General features: G+C 68.6%; 14 protein-coding genes. 4 read left to right on the top strand and 10 right to left on the bottom strand.

All coding sequences use genetic code 11. The features are described 5' to 3' along the window. Nucleotides 1-165 precede the first annotated feature (165 nt). The gene (locus AC3B5T_RS12445) at nt 166-486 is read left to right on the top strand and encodes a hypothetical protein (RefSeq protein WP_488357347.1); all 321 of its coding nucleotides are present in this window, start codon (nt 166-168) and stop codon (nt 484-486) included. A gap of 132 nt (nt 487-618) precedes the next feature. Here AC3B5T_RS12445 and AC3B5T_RS12440 read toward each other — a convergent pair whose 3' ends face one another. The 5 genes from AC3B5T_RS12440 to AC3B5T_RS12420 form a co-directional block, all read right to left on the bottom strand. After that, nucleotides 619-2,511, bottom strand: coding sequence for a hypothetical protein (locus AC3B5T_RS12440; RefSeq protein WP_488357345.1), 1,893 nt, complete (start codon nt 2,509-2,511; stop codon nt 619-621). Further along, the gene (locus AC3B5T_RS12435) at nt 2,508-4,466 is read right to left on the bottom strand and encodes a hypothetical protein (RefSeq protein WP_488357344.1); all 1,959 of its coding nucleotides are present in this window, start codon (nt 4,464-4,466) and stop codon (nt 2,508-2,510) included. Before AC3B5T_RS12435 ends, AC3B5T_RS12440 begins: the two co-directional genes overlap by 4 nt. Then, nucleotides 4,459-5,904, bottom strand: coding sequence for a glycosyltransferase family 2 protein (locus AC3B5T_RS12430; protein WP_488357343.1), 1,446 nt, complete (start codon nt 5,902-5,904; stop codon nt 4,459-4,461). The genes AC3B5T_RS12435 and AC3B5T_RS12430 overlap by 8 nt, the downstream gene beginning before the upstream one ends. Then, nucleotides 5,901-7,310, bottom strand: a complete 1,410-nt coding sequence (locus AC3B5T_RS12425; RefSeq protein WP_488357342.1) for a hypothetical protein — start codon at nt 7,308-7,310, stop codon at nt 5,901-5,903. Before AC3B5T_RS12425 ends, AC3B5T_RS12430 begins: the two co-directional genes overlap by 4 nt. Nucleotides 7,311-7,969: 659 nt before the next feature. Continuing rightward, complete coding sequence (locus tag AC3B5T_RS12420) at nt 7,970-8,872, bottom strand: alpha/beta fold hydrolase (RefSeq protein ID WP_488357341.1); 903 nt, start codon at nt 8,870-8,872, stop codon at nt 7,970-7,972. A 30-nt stretch (nt 8,873-8,902) separates the two neighbouring features. On the opposite strand from AC3B5T_RS12420, the gene AC3B5T_RS12415 reads away from it, so the two are divergent. After that, nucleotides 8,903-9,826: an alpha/beta fold hydrolase gene (locus tag AC3B5T_RS12415; protein WP_010844536.1), complete on the top strand. Its 924-nt coding sequence runs from the start codon at nt 8,903-8,905 to the stop codon at nt 9,824-9,826. A 158-nt stretch (nt 9,827-9,984) separates the two neighbouring features. On the opposite strand, the gene AC3B5T_RS12410 is transcribed toward AC3B5T_RS12415, so the two are convergent. From AC3B5T_RS12410 to AC3B5T_RS12395, 4 genes are all read right to left on the bottom strand, one after another. Then, on the bottom strand, nt 9,985-10,893 hold the full coding sequence (locus AC3B5T_RS12410; RefSeq protein ID WP_055477045.1) for a copper resistance D family protein: 909 nt from the start codon (nt 10,891-10,893) through the stop codon (nt 9,985-9,987). Between the two features lie 19 nt (nt 10,894-10,912). After that, nucleotides 10,913-11,464 (bottom strand): copper resistance CopC family protein, encoded by a 552-nt coding sequence (locus tag AC3B5T_RS12405; protein ID WP_488357340.1) that lies wholly within the window; start codon nt 11,462-11,464, stop codon nt 10,913-10,915. Further along, complete coding sequence (locus tag AC3B5T_RS12400) at nt 11,457-12,200, bottom strand: YcnI family protein (protein ID WP_010844539.1); 744 nt, start codon at nt 12,198-12,200, stop codon at nt 11,457-11,459. The genes AC3B5T_RS12405 and AC3B5T_RS12400 overlap by 8 nt, the downstream gene beginning before the upstream one ends. A gap of 87 nt (nt 12,201-12,287) precedes the next feature. After that, nucleotides 12,288-12,803 (bottom strand): hypothetical protein, encoded by a 516-nt coding sequence (locus AC3B5T_RS12395; RefSeq protein WP_010844540.1) that lies wholly within the window; start codon nt 12,801-12,803, stop codon nt 12,288-12,290. 72 nt (nt 12,804-12,875) lie between these two features. Here AC3B5T_RS12395 and AC3B5T_RS12390 point away from each other — a divergent pair, with 72 nt between their 5' ends. Both AC3B5T_RS12390 and AC3B5T_RS12385 read left to right on the top strand, forming a co-directional pair. Further along, nucleotides 12,876-13,715 (top strand): GNAT family N-acetyltransferase, encoded by an 840-nt coding sequence (locus tag AC3B5T_RS12390; protein WP_488357339.1) that lies wholly within the window; start codon nt 12,876-12,878, stop codon nt 13,713-13,715. Nucleotides 13,716-13,759: 44 nt separating this feature from the next. Further along, the gene (locus AC3B5T_RS12385; RefSeq protein WP_488358768.1) at nt 13,760-14,977 is read left to right on the top strand and encodes an alkaline phosphatase family protein; all 1,218 of its coding nucleotides are present in this window, start codon (nt 13,760-13,762) and stop codon (nt 14,975-14,977) included. 41 nt (nt 14,978-15,018) lie between these two features. Here AC3B5T_RS12385 and AC3B5T_RS12380 read toward each other — a convergent pair whose 3' ends face one another. Next, complete coding sequence (locus AC3B5T_RS12380) at nt 15,019-16,152, bottom strand: DNA polymerase IV (RefSeq protein ID WP_488357338.1); 1,134 nt, start codon at nt 16,150-16,152, stop codon at nt 15,019-15,021. Nucleotides 16,153-16,164 lie beyond the last annotated feature (12 nt).

Genomic DNA, 16,164 nt, shown 5'->3' with positions numbered 1-16,164 from the left:
CGACGGAATCGGCGCCTCGATGTCCGACACACGATGATCAACGAATTGCTGACCAGCGGGGACGATACGCCAGTTAACAATCTTGACTCTTACTCACATGAGACGACCACCACATAGTGTGCGGTGGTCTCGCGACGGGTGCGCAGTCCTGCCCATACTGTCTTGATGCCAGACCCGTTCCACGCCCTCGTACTGATGAATCTGCTCTTTGTTGCCGGTGCCTGGTGTCTGGCCCGGCCGAGCTATGCCGGGGCCTCGGTCCTCGCAGCCACCGGCGTTGCCTGGGCGCTGTGGAATCAGCCGATCGAGGGTCGGGTTCTGGTGTCCTTCAATATCGAGCACGGCATCACCGAGTCCGACATTCTGTCGGTGCTGGCGGTCGTGATCGCCGCTGTCACGGTCTATCGGACGAGAGAACTGTCCCGGCCGAAGAACACGATGAGCGCCGGCGCAGGTGGGGGTTTCGACAAGCTCAACCAGCAGTAAGGAGCTCAACCAGCAGTAAATCGAGCTCAACCAGCTGTAAGGGAGCTCACCAGCGGTAAGGAGCTCAACCAGCAGTAACGAGCTCACCATCGTGAGGAGTTCGGCCGGCAGCAGATGGCTCGACCGTCGAGCTCACCCCGAGCCTTTGATGCGGTAGATGCGGAACTGAGGCGTCCCGCTCGGACTTGTGACCGTCATTTCCAGCGTGGCGATCCCGGCACCGTCGTCCCACAGCGTCGGATAACGGACGTTGATGGCGTCGAGCCGGCCGAGTCCGGTCGGCCGCGGGGTCAGGATGTACTGGACGCCCTGCGCCCGTGGTTGGTTGAGTTTGGCGAAGAAGTCGTAATCGCTGCGGACCACGAACTGCTCCGGCCGGTCGGAGAACAGCCAGATTCGCGAAATGCCGAAGGTGTCGACGAGCACCGATCCGGGCGGGAGCGCCTGGTTGTCGAACCAGCCCGCCACGTTCCGCGACACGTCACCGAACCAGTAGAACCAGAATTCCGACGGCGGATAGCGGTCCGGCCAGAACGCCGACCGCAGGCCGTGCTCCTCTTTTCCCAACGACGGGGTGAGCATCGACGTCGCGGTCACCGGTAGCGAGGTCACGAGCACCAGTGCCATGAGTGCGGTGAGGGAGGTCCTTTCGACACGCGACCTCCGCAGGCTCCGGTCGCTGCTCAAGGAGCGGGGTGTGGGGGCCCCTTCGTGGCTCGTCGCTAGCGCTCCTCGCACCTCAGGGAGCAGGGGTTGACTCGCCAACGCTCCTCGCACCTCAGGGAGCAGGGGTTGACTCGCCAACGCTCCTCGCACCTCAGGGAGCGGGGATGTCGCTCTCGAGAAGCGGGGCCCGCGCGCGACGAGTATGGCGACCACGACGAGGGGTGTCGCCGCCATGTAGAAGCGGAACCAGCCGAAGGTCGAACCCAGGATCACCGCCGACATCTGGAACAGCAGCACCGAACCGAAGAGGACACCGACCACCGCCGCGTCGACGCGGCGCCGGCGAACCGCGATCCACCCGACGATCGGCAGCACCGCGAACAGCAGCGGCTGCATACCCAGCAGATTGCCAGCGATGACCTCGGCGAGCGGGCCGGCACCGACGTCCTCGGCGGAGATGATCCCCGCCGCCTCCACCTGGGCGGCGTTGCCGTACTGGGAGGAGAACTGGGAGAACGCGTTCCCGTCGAGCAGCCAGCCCAATCCCGCCCACAGGACGAAGGCGAACACGGTGGGCATCACCACGATCGTCGCGTCGTGCAGACCGAACGGCGCGCCGGTCCGCCACGCCGTACGTCCCCGCATACCCGCCGGGCGGTGACGCCGCGTCGACATCAGGAACACGCCGAGCGCGACACCGGCAGCTGCCGGCAGCGCCTCGTATCGGGTCAGATAGGCCAGCCCCAGCGCGACACCGGCAACGACGAGATCGACGACGCGGAAGCGATTCACCCACAGCAAGACCCGACGACACGTCCAGAGCAGGAAGAAGAGGAACGGCGCCTCACTCATCCCCATCCCCGCATACAGGACGATCATCGGGTTCAGCGCGAACGCGGCGACCGCGGTCCACCGGAGCACCCGGCCGGCGCCGTAGTCGAGCGCGATGCGCCGAACCTGCCATCCCGCACCGGCCATGAACAACGCGCTCATGACCGCGCCCGCGAACCCGACGCGTCGCAGCTCCGGCCAGCGGTTCAGCGGCCAGTGCGACGACAGCTCGACCAGCGGGATCTCGACGAGGCTGGGCAGCGGGTTCCACACGAAACCGATCGCGCCCAGATGAGGGTCGCGGCTCCAGATGGTGAACCCGGCGTTGCCCACGCGACTGCTCGCGTCCGGGTTGATGTAGCCGACGATCAGATACAGATAGACACCCACCGCGAGATAGGCGAACGCCAGCCCGGCGAAGAGGGAGATCCCCCACCACTGGACCCGGGTGAGCCGACGACGGCCCGAGGCGTCGACGCCCTGGACCATCGTCGTCCCCCCACCGCGCTCGCGGACCTCCACTGTCACGGAGTGTCGGCGCCGTCGGACGGTTCGTCGGAACGCCGGCGGTACACCGTGATCCCGACCGCGACGAGCACCGCGACCGCAACCATCGCGATGCTGATCCCCAGCCACATCAACCAGCTGGTGCCGACCTGATCGACCTGTGCCCGCGGACCGTCGGCCCGGATCGTCAGCAGCTCGGTCTGACCCGCGCGACCGGCCACCAAGACGTCTCCACGAAGATTCGCCAGATCCCCCTGCTGGTCATCGAGGTAGGCGAACAGCGGGTCGACGAGATCCCACGAGCCGGATGTGCTCACCAGCACTACGGTGCGTGAGTTCTGCGCGAACGCCTGGATGGTCCCCAGCCCGTCGGGGATCGCGAGACGGATCTGGGCCGCCAGATCGACGAGCGTGGACGAGTCCTCGGTGTTGATCGGCGGATTCAGCGCACGCGCGTTCTCCGCCGACGCCACCACGAGCGCACCGGTGTTGCTCGCGATCGCCTGGTCGAGTGGCACCAGCACCGGCGCCAACGCGGTCGCCGAACTCCGCTGGACCGATGCGATCAGCTCGGCAGCGGCGTCGAGCTGAGCCGGGTTCGTGTTGTCCAGGGCTACCTGCACCGTCGGTTGCCAGCCCAGCGGGATCGACGAGAAACCGCCCATCCGAACCGGTGTCGTGCTCGACGACGCCGTCGACGACGGGTCGATCTGGAAGCTCAGCGGCACACTCCGCGGCGAGCAGGCACCCGGACCCGGCTCGTAGGAGATCCGGAACTCGAGCGGTTCGTTGGCCGCGACCTGAGCGGCCGGGATGGTGAATTGCGTGTCGAGGGTGCCCGAGGCGTTCAGCGCGCTGGTGTGCAGGATCTCGCCGCCACTGACCGCCATCACGTTCGCCCGCTCGTCGTCCCGAACCGGCGTGTAGCGCGCGAGCAGGTGCACGTTCACCAGGCCCGGTCGTCCCAGCGACAGCATCGTCGGGTCGAAACCGGGAACCAGCGTGGTGATTCCGAGTACTTCCGTGGACAAGCGATCCGAGAACTCGCCGAAGGTCACCGAATCGGAGCCCTGGACCTCCCGGTCCGACACCGATTCGACTGCGGCAGACCTCGTCTGGGCGAGATCGGTGAGCCCGTCGCGGAACAGCGCCACCTGGTCGGGCAGTGAGTCGGCGTCACCGCTGATCACCAGCGCCGCCGACGGTTGTCCGGCACGGTCGAGACGGACACCGCCCGGACCGTCCTCCTCGCGGATCAGGATCGTGCGCTGCAGCGGGCCGCCCGGCGACGGCACACCCTCCCCCGTCGACTCGATGACGTCGATCGACACCCGCTGGGGTCGATAGTGATCAGTGATGGCGGCGACCGCCCCCAGAGTGGCCTGGGCGACTGCGACACTCGGGTTCTCGGGCGTGACGATCGTGACGCCGCCGACCACGGTGCCGAAGAAGTCCTGAATCGTGCGCGGTGACGACGCGACCCCGGCATAGGCCACATTCAGTCCGGTCAGAGACACATCCGGAATGGGTCCACAGACGGAGTCGCCGGTACCGTTGCGCAACGTCATACGCAGATCGGCCCGGCCGTTGTCGCCGACGGGCACTGCCCCGAGCGGTACGGAGAACGGCGTGCTCAGCTGCCGCGGGCCGAACCGCGGTACGACGACGGTTCCGACGATCGTGCCGTCGGACCGGGCGACCTGGATGAAGGCGTCGGACACATTCGTCGCCGACGCCACCACTCCGGACAACCGCGTCGGGGACATGCCCTCCGGCACCGGGATACTCACTCCGACCGGGACGTCGGCGCTGTCGAACGTCACCGAGTTGCCCATTCCCAGCTGCCGCCAGTCGAGCGTCGTGAGCCCATCACCGGGCGCAGCGGCAGCCGGCGCCACCGAGGCCACACCGACGATCAGCGCCGCCACGGTCGCACACCAGATGCGGCGAAGACGGACACGGGTATTGCTAGGCATTCTCAGAACCTTTCGGCGGTCGCGGGGCCCCGGGCATGGACGAGAGCCCGTGCACGGTCTTCTCCCAGTAGGAGGGCTTGTAGATGAGTTGGGCCATGCTCTTGATGGCCGCCATGGACTGCAGGAACCAATAACCGGGCACGAGAAGGGCCGCCCCCAGCAGATAGGGCTTGTCGCGGGTACGCGCGGAGACGACGCCCAGCATGATGGTCGCCAGGTTGCCGACGGTGAACATCAGCAGGCAGAGGTAATAGACGGGCCCGGGGAACACACTGTTCATGAAGTCGGGCTTGCCCGCGAACCACACCAGCAGCAGTGCCCAGAACAGCAGGTTCAACGTGTTGGCGATCGGCATCCCGGCCGTCAGGTTCGAGATACGCAGCGCCGGAACGAGTCCGAGTTCCCGAACCATGGACAGCGGGTTACGCATGTGCACGAGGAAGGTCTGCAGATAGCCCTTGTACCACCGGGATCGCTGCCGAACCCAGTTGACGACATCGGCATTGGCCTCTTCGCCGGTCAGGGAGTCCAGCACCACCGTGCGGTAACCGAAACGAGCCAACCGGATTCCGAGATCGGCGTCCTCGGTGACGTTGTAGGCGTCCCATCCGCCGACCTCGCGCAGCACCTCGGTGCGGATGTGATTCGACGTTCCGCCGAGGGGGATCACGCAGTTCGACGCGCTCAGCGCGGGCAGCATGTACGAGAACCACTGGTCGTATTCGATGGCGAACCAACGGGTGAGCAGATTCTCGCGCTCGTTGTAGTAGCCGAGCCGCGCCTGGACCGAGCCGACTTCCGGACCGCTCCTCGCGAACACCGCCGCCGCCTTGCGCAACTGGAGCGGGTCCGGGATGTCCTCGGCGTCGTAGATCGTGACCAGTTCGCTCCGCTCGGAGGGCAGCGCCATGGCGTGATTGCACGCCTTGGGTTTGGTCCTCGGCTCGCTCGCCGGCACCAGCACCGGGGTAATACCGGCGAGGTCCGCCCTGCTGATGGCGTCGATGGTCTCCTGATCGTCCTCTTCCAGGACCAGAAGAATGTCGAGTTTGTCCGCGGGATAGTCGATTCTGCCCACCCCGGCAACCAGATTGGTGACGATCTCCGGCTCGCCGTACACCGGCAGCAGCACCGTGTACACCGGCAGGTCGGCGTCGTCGATCTGGCGTGCCTGCTCGTCGGAGACGGTGAGGACGCCACGTCCCGACATCCCGCGGATGACGAGGACGAACTTGTCGATGCTCGACACCAGGAAGTAGACCGCGCACACGCTCAGGAGCACCGCGAGCGACGCGCGCCAGGCGATGACGAATGCGGTGGCGATCACCAGCGCCACCAGCAGCAGACCGACCTGCTGGTGCCGGCTCAGCGGGTGCCGCGCGGACAGAGCGGAGACGTGCGGCCCGTTGGTGATCCGCGTTGCGTCGAAGCCGGTCATCGCGACGGTTGTTCGACGGCCTCGACCATCGACCACGCCAGATCGGTCAGCGCGACGTCCAGTGCCGAGTCGCCGGCGACCTGATCCTCGGCGTCGGTCCCACCACGGATGAGCCAGCCCGCGGGGTCGACGACGGTGGTGCCGTAGCTGGGTGGCCTCGGCTCGGACACCTCCGACGACCCCGCCTGGTCACGAGCGGCCATGAGGTAGAAGGCGAAGTAGCGCTCGCCGGCCGGGGTGGGGACTCGCCAGCTCCAGAATCGACCGGTCCACAACGCCTCATCCGAGGTGCGCACCGACTCGAGAGTGTTGGCGATGCTGCCGATCCGGGTGTGCCGGCCGTCCGCCGACGCCGGCGTGGCGTCGACCGTCGCCGGCGGCACCGTCTCGTACCAGAGCCCGCGCCGGTAACTGGAGAAGCGACCCAGGTCGGTGGTGGAGTACACGTCGAGGTACGCGGTGGACAGCGGCCTGGTCTGCGGACCGGTGACACCCGCCGTGATCCGGTACCGCCGCACATCACCGCCGGAACCCATGACCCGCGGACCCCAGTCGAACACCTGGGGCTCGGTGATGCCGATTCCCAGCGTGCGCATCTGCCCCAGCCAGTCCTCGCCGATCGGCGGCGAGGCAACGGGTTCCGGCGAGTTCGGCGCATGCGGGGTGAGCCCCAGGATCACCAGCGCCACAAGCCATCCCGAGGCCAGCGTGACGATGGACTGCTTGGGCAGGGCGGCGGGTGTCGTCCCGACACCTCCGCTGCGCACGCGCACGATGATCGCGATCGACGTCACCGCGGCCGCGGGCACGGTGAAGGCCAGTGCCGGAGCACCGGCCAGCACCCACACCAGCCCGAGGCCGACCAGCGCCGCCGCACCCGTCGTGGCCACGGCGACTCGCGGACGCCGGCGCAGCGACATGTAGCTCACGACGAGCCCGAGACCGACTGTCAGCACTGCGAAGGCAGTCGTCGACCCGCCGAACGACTGCCCCAGGAGCAGGAAGTTCGGCGGGAAACAGACCAGCAAGAACGCCCAGACGAGGTAGTCGCGGACGACGCGCCGGATCCCGAAGATCACGATCGACGCGGCGAACACCCAGATGAGCAGCGGCAGCAGATCCGCGTGCCAGAACGCGGCGACCGCGGGAATCCGGGGAACGACCAGCGCCGCGGTCAGACCCAGTCCCCCGCCGATCACCACGACGAGGATGCGATCGAACTCGCCGTCACCGATCTCGCGACCGCGAGGCGTGGCGTCGAGGCCGAGTGCGATCATCAGCCCCCACACCGGGATGAACAGCAGATACGCCGTCGGCGACCCGTCGGCGAGCGCCGTGACGTTTGCGGAGATCGCCGGTGCGAACGCCAGCATGGCGGCGCCCACGATCGAGACGTAGCGGACCACGATCGACACCTCGCGCGGTCTGGTGAGCGCAACCCGGACTCGTCTTCGGCGACCCGGCTTCGGGTTGGACGGAGCACGGCCTGTGTCGACATCCGCAATCGGCGGTGCCACGGGCACGAAGGAATCAAGAACGGTCATGGGCCCTCCCCCTGGACGATGCCCGAGCCTCGAGCTCGGGCACCGAGAGCGACTCGACGCCAACCCCGCGGGGCCTCCCCTGACATCCGAATCGCGAACTACCGGAAGACTAACGCTAAAGAGATTCTTGATAAAGCCGCCCAGGGATGGTGACGTCTGGCGCGATGGCGCGAATGCAGCCTCGACGCACAGGCGAAGATCTCAGTTCGAGATCACATGATCCCCACTAGCACTTGCATTTTCAGAGTTCTTGCGTCACCTGGAACAAGGCGTCACGAAAGTGCGGCGACATCGGAACCCTGGCACGCATTTGTGGGCATAGTCACGGAGCCAGAAGTGGGTCATGCGTACCAGTCCGACGACCGAAAAGCCTGCGCCACAAGCACTGACAACGGATGACTGTCGATCGAAAGGCGAGGATTGATGATCGCTAGACCCCGCCGAACGTCTCCGCTGACTGACAAACAAAAGTTGTCGTTCGGTAAGCGCAGCGCGCCGAGCGAACGGAATCACTCAGGAGATCAGCCCTCAGCGGACGTGTGAACTCCGACGGCCGACGGCCTCGTGACCGCATCGACCGCCTCGGTGAACGGCGGGATGAAGAAGCGTGCCCCGAGGACACAGCACGCGTGACCACCGTCGACCTCGAAACGCTGCGCGCCGGGGATGCCGTCGACCAGCAACTGCTGACGTTCGGGTTCGACCACGCGGTCGCGGATGGAGACGACCACGGCGGTGGGTACGTCGACCTCGTGCAGCCAGTCACGGGAATCGAACTCCCCCAGGCCGTTTCCGAAGTCACCGAGGTGCGCGAGCGGCGTCGAGAAGAACTGTCGGAGCGCCCAGATGGTGGTGTGGGACGCCTTGTCGAGGCTCTTGTCGGACACCCTCGGCAGCACCCGGTACACCGGGCGCAAGATGCGTCCCATGCGTTCCGACGACGCGCGGTGCCGGGGATCGTTGGTGCTGAAGAACGGACCGGTCGAACACAGCACCATGCCGGCCACGCGCTCCGGGTGGCGCCGCCACACCAGCTGCGCGATCCCGCCACCCATCGAGAATCCGGCGACTGTGAACCGGTCGATGCCCAGGACATCGGCGAGCGCGACGACGTCGTCGGCACAGTCACGGAGATCGAATGTCTCGGACTCGATGCCGCGGCCGTGCCAGCGCGCGTCCAGGGTGATGACCCGGTAGCGATCGTTGATGGCGGGGATGGTCGGGTACCAGCAGAGCAGCCCGGTCGTCAGCACCGAGTGCAGGAGGAACACGGCGGGAGCGTCGCGCGGACCCGAGTCGGTGACGAACGCCCGCCCGCGCCCGGGGAGCTCGACCATTCGTCCATCCGGGATGTCCCGAGCCGGGTACGGGGTGAACACGTGGCGGATGGCGCGCGCGGTGCCGTGAACGAACTCGGGGATCACGCCATCAACGGTACGTGAGATGCTGGTCACATGATCGACATCGCCCGTCCGAAAATCGAGGGGTCGATCGCCGTCGCCGACGGTGATCGTCGGATCGGATTCGCCGAGTACGGATCGGCCACCGGACGGGCCATCGTCTGGCTCCACGGAACACCCGGTGCGCGACGCCAGATCCCCGTCGAGGCGCGCGCGTACGCACTCGAACGCAAGGTCCGGCTCATCGGACTGGATCGCCCGGGCGTGGGGTCGTCGACCCCGCATCGGTACGACAACGTCGCCGCCTTCGCCTCCGACCTCGCCGAGGTCCTCGAAGCCCTGGGCATCGACGACTTCGCGATCATCGGGCTCTCCGGCGGCGGACCGTACGCCCTCGGCGTCGCGCACGCGATGCCCGACCGGGTGACGGCGGCCGGCATCCTCGGCGGTGTCGCGCCGACGGTCGGGCCCGACCGCATCGAGGGCGGCGCCATGCGCCTGGGCACGCTCTTGGCGCCACTCGTCAGTGTCGCGGGCGACCCGATCGGCCAGGTGCTCAGCGTCGCCCTCGGCTTCGCCCGGCCCATCGCCGAACCCGCGATAACCATCTACGGCCGGCTGTCCCCGCAGGCGGACCGAGAACTGTTGGCGCGACCGGAGTTCCGGGCCATGTTCCTGGACGACCTGCTCCACGGCGGGAGCCGCCGGATGGCCGCGCCGTTCGCCGACGTCGTGGTGTTCGCACGGGACTGGGGTTTCCGCGTCGGCGACGTCACGGTGCCGGTGCGCTGGTGGCACGGCGACGACGACCACATCATCCCGTACGCCCACGGCGAGCACATGGTGTCGCTGCTCCCCGACGCGAAGCTCTACGAGATGCCCGGTGAGAGTCACCTCAGCACCCTGCACATGGCGACCGACATCATCGACGAACTACTCGCGCTCTGGGACCAGTCGCGACCGCCGCTGGGCGAGTGAGGCTCGACCCCCCGCTCCCTGAGGTGCGAGCGAAGCGAGCCACGAAGGGCATCACAACGTGCCTCACCAGGCCCTTCGAGGCTCGTCGCTATCGCTCCTCGCACCTCAGGGACCAGGGGTTATGCGGTTCTTTCGGATTAGCGAGCAGGTGGGAAAGCTCAGCCGGCGGGGATCGGCGGTGTCGCCGACAACCCGGCCGCGAGTCCCAGCGCCACGGCCATGATCGCCAGTTCGACGACGGCGGCACGCACGGAGGCCGTCTCGCTGCTGCGATGCCGCTGCACCGCCGGTAACCAGCGTCGTCGATGCCAGGCCGCGAGGCCCACGAGGATCGCGAGCACCGCGGCCTTCGCGAGGAGGATGCGACCGTAGCCGCTGCTCACGAGGTCGGCCGGACCGCCGATCTCGACGAGTCCGGAGACCACACCGGTCACCGTGAGCAGACCGACCGCCCAGGGGGCGCGGCCGGAGAAGACCGGCAGGCTGCGCGCCCACCCCGACCGCCCGCGGACCGTGATCAGCATCGCCGCGAGCAACCCACACCACCAGGCCGCGGCCAGCGCGTGCGCACCGATGAGGAACGGACCCCACGAGTCGTTGCCCGCGTGACCGGCGATCGAGGTGGCCAGCACCCCGATCGCCGCGAGCGCACCGACCACCAGGACGGGTATCTCGATCCCGGTCAGCAGGTCCAGCACCACCCACACCACGATCAGCAGCGCGACGACCAGCGCCACCATCTCGGGCGCACCCGAGAACAGGACGTCGCCGAAGTCGCCGGCCGTCACCTCGAGCACCTCGGTGCCCGCCCGATCGGCGGTGCGGATCCAGGCGCTGACCAGCACGGCCAACACCCACACCCCGGCGAGCAGGCCGATCACCCGGGTCGAGGGCTCGGCATCGACCGTCGGTAGCGCACCCAGGCCGAGCAGCACCACGGAGACGCCCAGCGCGAGGGTCGTGGGCACGGCGACCAGGTCCGGACCGTCGGGACGGGCGAGCAACCAGCTCACCACCAGACCGCCGGCCAGGGTCACCACGAGGATGAACCCGTTGCGGAGTGTCATGTCACGATCCGGATGGTCGTCAGCGCCGTGTCGACGGTCGCCGGCTCACCCAGAACACGACGCCGAGTCCGACGATCAGGACCACGGCGGCCCCGGCGATGAACCACCACACCGGGATTCCCTCGTCCGACGACGCGTCGACGGCCTCGATCGCCGGGCCCGGTTCGCCGTTTCCGGCAACCGCGAGCTCGAACGTGCGCTGCCCGCTGATGACGTGCCCGTCGGCCGAGGTCACCCGGTAGTTGACGACGTACTCGCCGGCCGGACCGAGCTCGCGCACGCCGACGCGCACGTTCGGTCCGTCGACCGAGGGGTCACCGGACTGCCAGTAGTGATCGTCGGGGCCGACGACGTTGAGCACCGCATACGACGACTGGACCGGTTCGTTGAAGGTCAACGTGACCGTCTGCGGGCCGGTCTGCACCGTCGCACCCTCGGCGGGGTCGGAGGACACCAGCCGCGAGTGCGCCGACGCCGGGGCCGCGGCCCACGATCCGACGAGCCCGAGACACAGCAGCGCCGCAAGCACCAGGACGACGCGCCGAACAGCCACCGGACGACGGTCAGGCATTGCCGCCGCCACGGCCGTTACGTCGGAGCACAGTCAGCGCGGCCACGCCGATCACCGCGCCGAGAGTGCCGACGACCAGGCCGATTCCACCGAGCCATCGAGCGGCGGAGTCCGTCGAGGACGACTCGGCGGTCTCCGAGCCCTGCGAACCGTCCGACGCCTGCGCGCTGTCGGTCGGAGCGGCGGCGTGCGAGCCGCCGTGGTGGCCGTCGCCGGAGTCGGGCGGCAGCGTCAGGGTCGGCGCGGGCTTCTCCGGCTCGGAGCCGTCGGCGGGCGTCGGCTGGTTCCAGTCGGCGGTCTCACCGTCGGCGTAGGTCTGCAGCGCCGGGAGTTCGACGGTCTCCTGCTCGGGGAACGGTCCGCCGGAGAACCGGAACTGGCCGAACTGCCCGACCGGAACGCCCGGCGAACCCGGGTCGGCGGTCCAGGTGATCTCGGTGACCTTGTCGTCCTTCTTGGTCACGACGGACTTCCAGCCCGGCATCACCTCGGGACGCGCCGAGGTCAGACCCGGCAGCGTCACACGCAGCCCGGTCGTCGCCGCGGCGTCGGACTCGTTGGGGACGACGAGGGTGACCACGCCGTACCCGCCCTGCGTGACCGTCGGTGCGTTGGCGGTCACGTGCGCCGACGCGGCACCCGCACCCGCGAAGGAGGCGAGGCCGACGACTGCGGCGGCGGTGGCGGGCGCGATGATGCGGCGGGCGATGGTCGCCCGCGGAGAACTGAGCTTCATTGAGTGTGTCTTTCGATGGTTTTCGGGACCGGGCGCATGGACGCGTGCATCGACCCCACACATCTGTCGATCTGGGGTTCGGGCGCGTCAGAACGTGCCGGGTGGTCCGCGAACGCCGTTGCCGCACAGCGCAGGTGCGGCCGGAACACAGGGCTGCGTCCAGAAGACGGGCGCTGCCGGGCGCGCCGCGAGGGCGACCGGCGGCACCAGCGATCGGATGACCGTGCCGATCGAGGCCAGCAGATGCGCACCGGCGACGATCAGCGCCGCGCTGAGCGGGATCGCCACCAGGTGGGTGAGGAGCATCGGCAGCGTCGAGGTGCCGTGGGCGGCATGCCCGGCGTCGAGCGCGAGAGCCCAGTGACTCGCCGCCTGCGCGACGGACAGGATGATGGTCGTCGACACCGCGGCCGTCAGGAATCGTCGCCGGCCCGGCGCGAGCAGCATCGACGCGACCGCGCCGATCGCGACGCTCAGCAGGATGCCCGACGAACTCGGCATCGCTCCGCTCGCCGCACCGTGCGCGGCGACCGCCACCGCGGGAACCACACCTGCCGCGGCGACGCGCGAGAACGCGTCGGGCGATCGGGAGGTGCGGGACATGCCTTGATACTAGATCGGCGGGCTGGGCCAACCCCGACCCCGGTGCCGCCGGGCGATGACACAATCGTTCCCATGTCGGATGCATCCCTCGGTGTCGAGGTTCGTGAACTGTCCTCGCCCGACGAACTCGAGGACCTGCTGCGGATCTTCGACGACGTGTGGCGGCCGGACCCGACGAACCGTCCCGTGGGTACCGACATGCTGCGGGCGCTCAGCCACGCCGGCAACTACGTCGCCGGCGCCTTCATCGGCGACCACCTCGCCGGTGGCAGCGTGGCGTTCTTCGGCGCACCGGTCGGCGAGACCCTGCACAGCCACATCACCGGGGTCACCCGGCGTGGGCGCGGACACCAGGTGGGTTACGCGCTGAAGATGCACCAGCGCCGGTGGGCCCTCGAGCGCGGCCTGTCGACGATCACGTGGACCTTCGATCCCCTCGTCGCGCGCAACGCCTACTTCAACCTCGCTAAGCTCGGTGCGACGCCGATGCACTACTACGAAGACTTCTACGGCGAGCTCGGCGACGAACTCGGCGGGGACGCCGACTCCGACCGGGTACTGGTCGCCTGGGATCTGAACACCGCTGCGCCGTCGGGGCCGGGGGTTTCGGGGCCGTCGCAATCATTGGACGAGCTGCTCGCCGACGGAGCGGTGTCGATCATCGACGTCGACCAACCGTCCCGCCCCGTCGCACACCACGAGCGCGTCACCCCCGACGCCGGCGTCGTCGTCGAAGTGCCGCGCGATGTCGAGTCGATGCGGGTGAGCGCGCCGCTCGACGCCGCCCGATGGCGGATCGCGCTGCGGGATGCGCTGTCGCCGTTGCTCGTCGAGGGAGAAGCGCGTCGTGCCGTGCGATTCCTGCGGTCGGGACATTATGCCTTCGGTCCGGCCGGTTCGGGGGCTCGGTGACGGAGGCTGTGGACCCGCTCGCTCCGCTCCCGGCGTCCGAGGCGGTGGACCCGCTCGCGGCCGATCCGGCTCCTGCCGAACTGACCCCGACCGAACTGACCCCGGCCGACTGGCACGGCTTCCCCCACACGCTCGCCGACGTCCTGCCCGCCGCGTCGGTTGCGCTCGGAATCGCACCCGGCGGCGCGGGACCCGTTGTACCGCCGGGCGATTCGGTGGTGGTGCTGCTGATCGACGGACTGGGCGCGACTCTGCTGGACGACTACGCCGACCATGCCCCGACGCTGCGCGAACTGACGTCGACGACGCTGCGGGCCGGGTTCCCGGCGACCACCGCCACCAGCATCCTGAGCCTCACCGCCGGGACGTCGTGCGGAGTGCACGGGATCATCGGGTACAGCTTCCGCCCGGGCGACGAATGCCGCACCCGCGGGTCCCGGCGCGTTCTCAACTCGCTGCGCTGGACCCTCGACAACGCCTCCGGCCCGTCGGCGTTGATGACCTATCCCCCGGCCCTCGTCCGCACCGAACGAGGCAGCCTGGAAGAGCTGGCGGCCGAAGGCGTTCGGGTGACGTACGTGATGCCCGGCGAGTTCCGCGGAACCGGCCTGACGATGGCCGCGTTCCGTGCCTCGGGGCAGTTCGTGCCCGCCGTGACCCCCGACGGCATTCGGGAGGCCGTGCTGACCACCCTGCGTCGCCGGAGTCGCCACCGTCGGTTCGTGTACGCCTACTACAGCGAACTCGACTTGGCCGGCCACATCCACGGCCCGGGGTCGGCGGAGTGGCTGGCGAAGCTGCATGTCGTGGAACGGCTGGTCGCCGATCTCGCTTCCGAATTGAACGATGGGACAACCCTTCTCGTCACCGGTGACCACGGGATGATCACCGCCGACCGGGCGATCGACATCGACACCTCCCCCGTCCTGCTCGACGGAGTCGACGCGGTGGCCGGCGAGGCACGGGTCCGGCACGTCTACGCGACACCGGGATCGGCCGACGACGTGCTGAGCGGGTGGTCGTCGTATCTCGGCGACGCCGCCCACGTCGTCCCCCGGGAGCAGACCATCGACGAAGAATGGTTCGGACCGATCGTGAGTGATGCTGTCGCACAACGCATCGGCGACGTCGTCGCGGTGGCCCGCGGCAACACCACCCTCACCCGCAGCACGCGCGAGACGATGGAATCGATGATGCTCGGCCATCACGGCGCCTGGACCGCCGCCGAACAACTCGTGCCGCTGATCGTCGCGTCGGGGTAGGGGCGCGCCCTTCGAGGCTCGTCGCTTGCGCTCCTCGCACCTCAGGGAGCAGTGGGGGCGTCGTCGGTCACCAGATCCAGGCGCACGCCCAACAGGCGGACCGGGCGGTCGATGTCGAATCTGCCGAGCAGGTCGGCGACCACCGACTCCAGCTCGTCGTAGTCGAGGCTCGGCGCCGGGAGCTTGCGCGACTTGGTGCGGGTGTAGAACGTCGTGGTGCGGACGGTCACCGCGACGCGGAAGGGCAACCGCTCCTCGCCGACCACCTGATCGAGCAACTCACGCAGGAGTTCGGCGGCAGCGGCGCGCATCTCGGTGGCGTCGGCGAGATCGGTCGCGAAAGTCCGAGACTTGGAATGCGAACGGGCCAGATACGGTTCGGCGGTGATGGCCGAATCGCCACCCCCGCGACAGAGGACGTACAGCCATTCGCCCTGGTGCGGTCCGAAAGTGGCGATCAGGTCCTCGCGAGGGGTGGCGATCAGCTCGGTCACCGTGTCGACCCCGGCGGCAGCGAGTTTCGCCGACGTCTTCGGTCCCACGCTCCACAGATCGCGAGTCGGCCTGTCCCCCATCAGGTCCAACCAGTTGCGGTCGTCGAGCAGGAAGACGCGCGGGGCGTCCACGCCGTCACCGGGAGTCGTGGCCGGCGGGCGTTTGGCGAATCCGGTGGCCATCTTGGCGCGCTGCTTGTTGTCGCTGATGCCGACGCAACTCGTGAGCCCACATCGGTCGAGGATCTCCGACCGGATCCGTTCGGCGAGGTCGACGATGGCCTCGTCGTCGAAGGGGTCGACCTCCGCTCCGCGCGCACTCACACCGAGATACGCCTCGTCCCAGCCCCAGACCTCGACCGGATGGCCGGTGGCGCGCAAGACGTCCATGACGTCGGCCGACGCGGCGTCGTAGGCACTCATGTCGAGCGGCAGGTACACCGCGTCCGGCAACTTGCGGTGCGCTGCCCGCAGCGGCATACCCGCACGCACGCCCACGTCGCGCGCCTCATACGACGCGCAGGTGACCACCTTGCGCGCCTCCGTCGGGTCGCCGTTGCCGCCGACGATCACCGGCACCCCGACGAGCTCGGGCGCCCTCAGCCGCTCGACCGCCACCTGGAACTGGTCGAGGTCGACGTGCAGCAGCCACCGATAGCGCTGCGGAACCGAATAGGTCACGCCGCCCAGGGT

Source organism: Gordonia sp. G4, from assembly GCF_057770005.1.
Note: the sequence above shows the minus strand (reverse complement) of the source record. Positions and strands in the feature narration are given on the sequence as shown.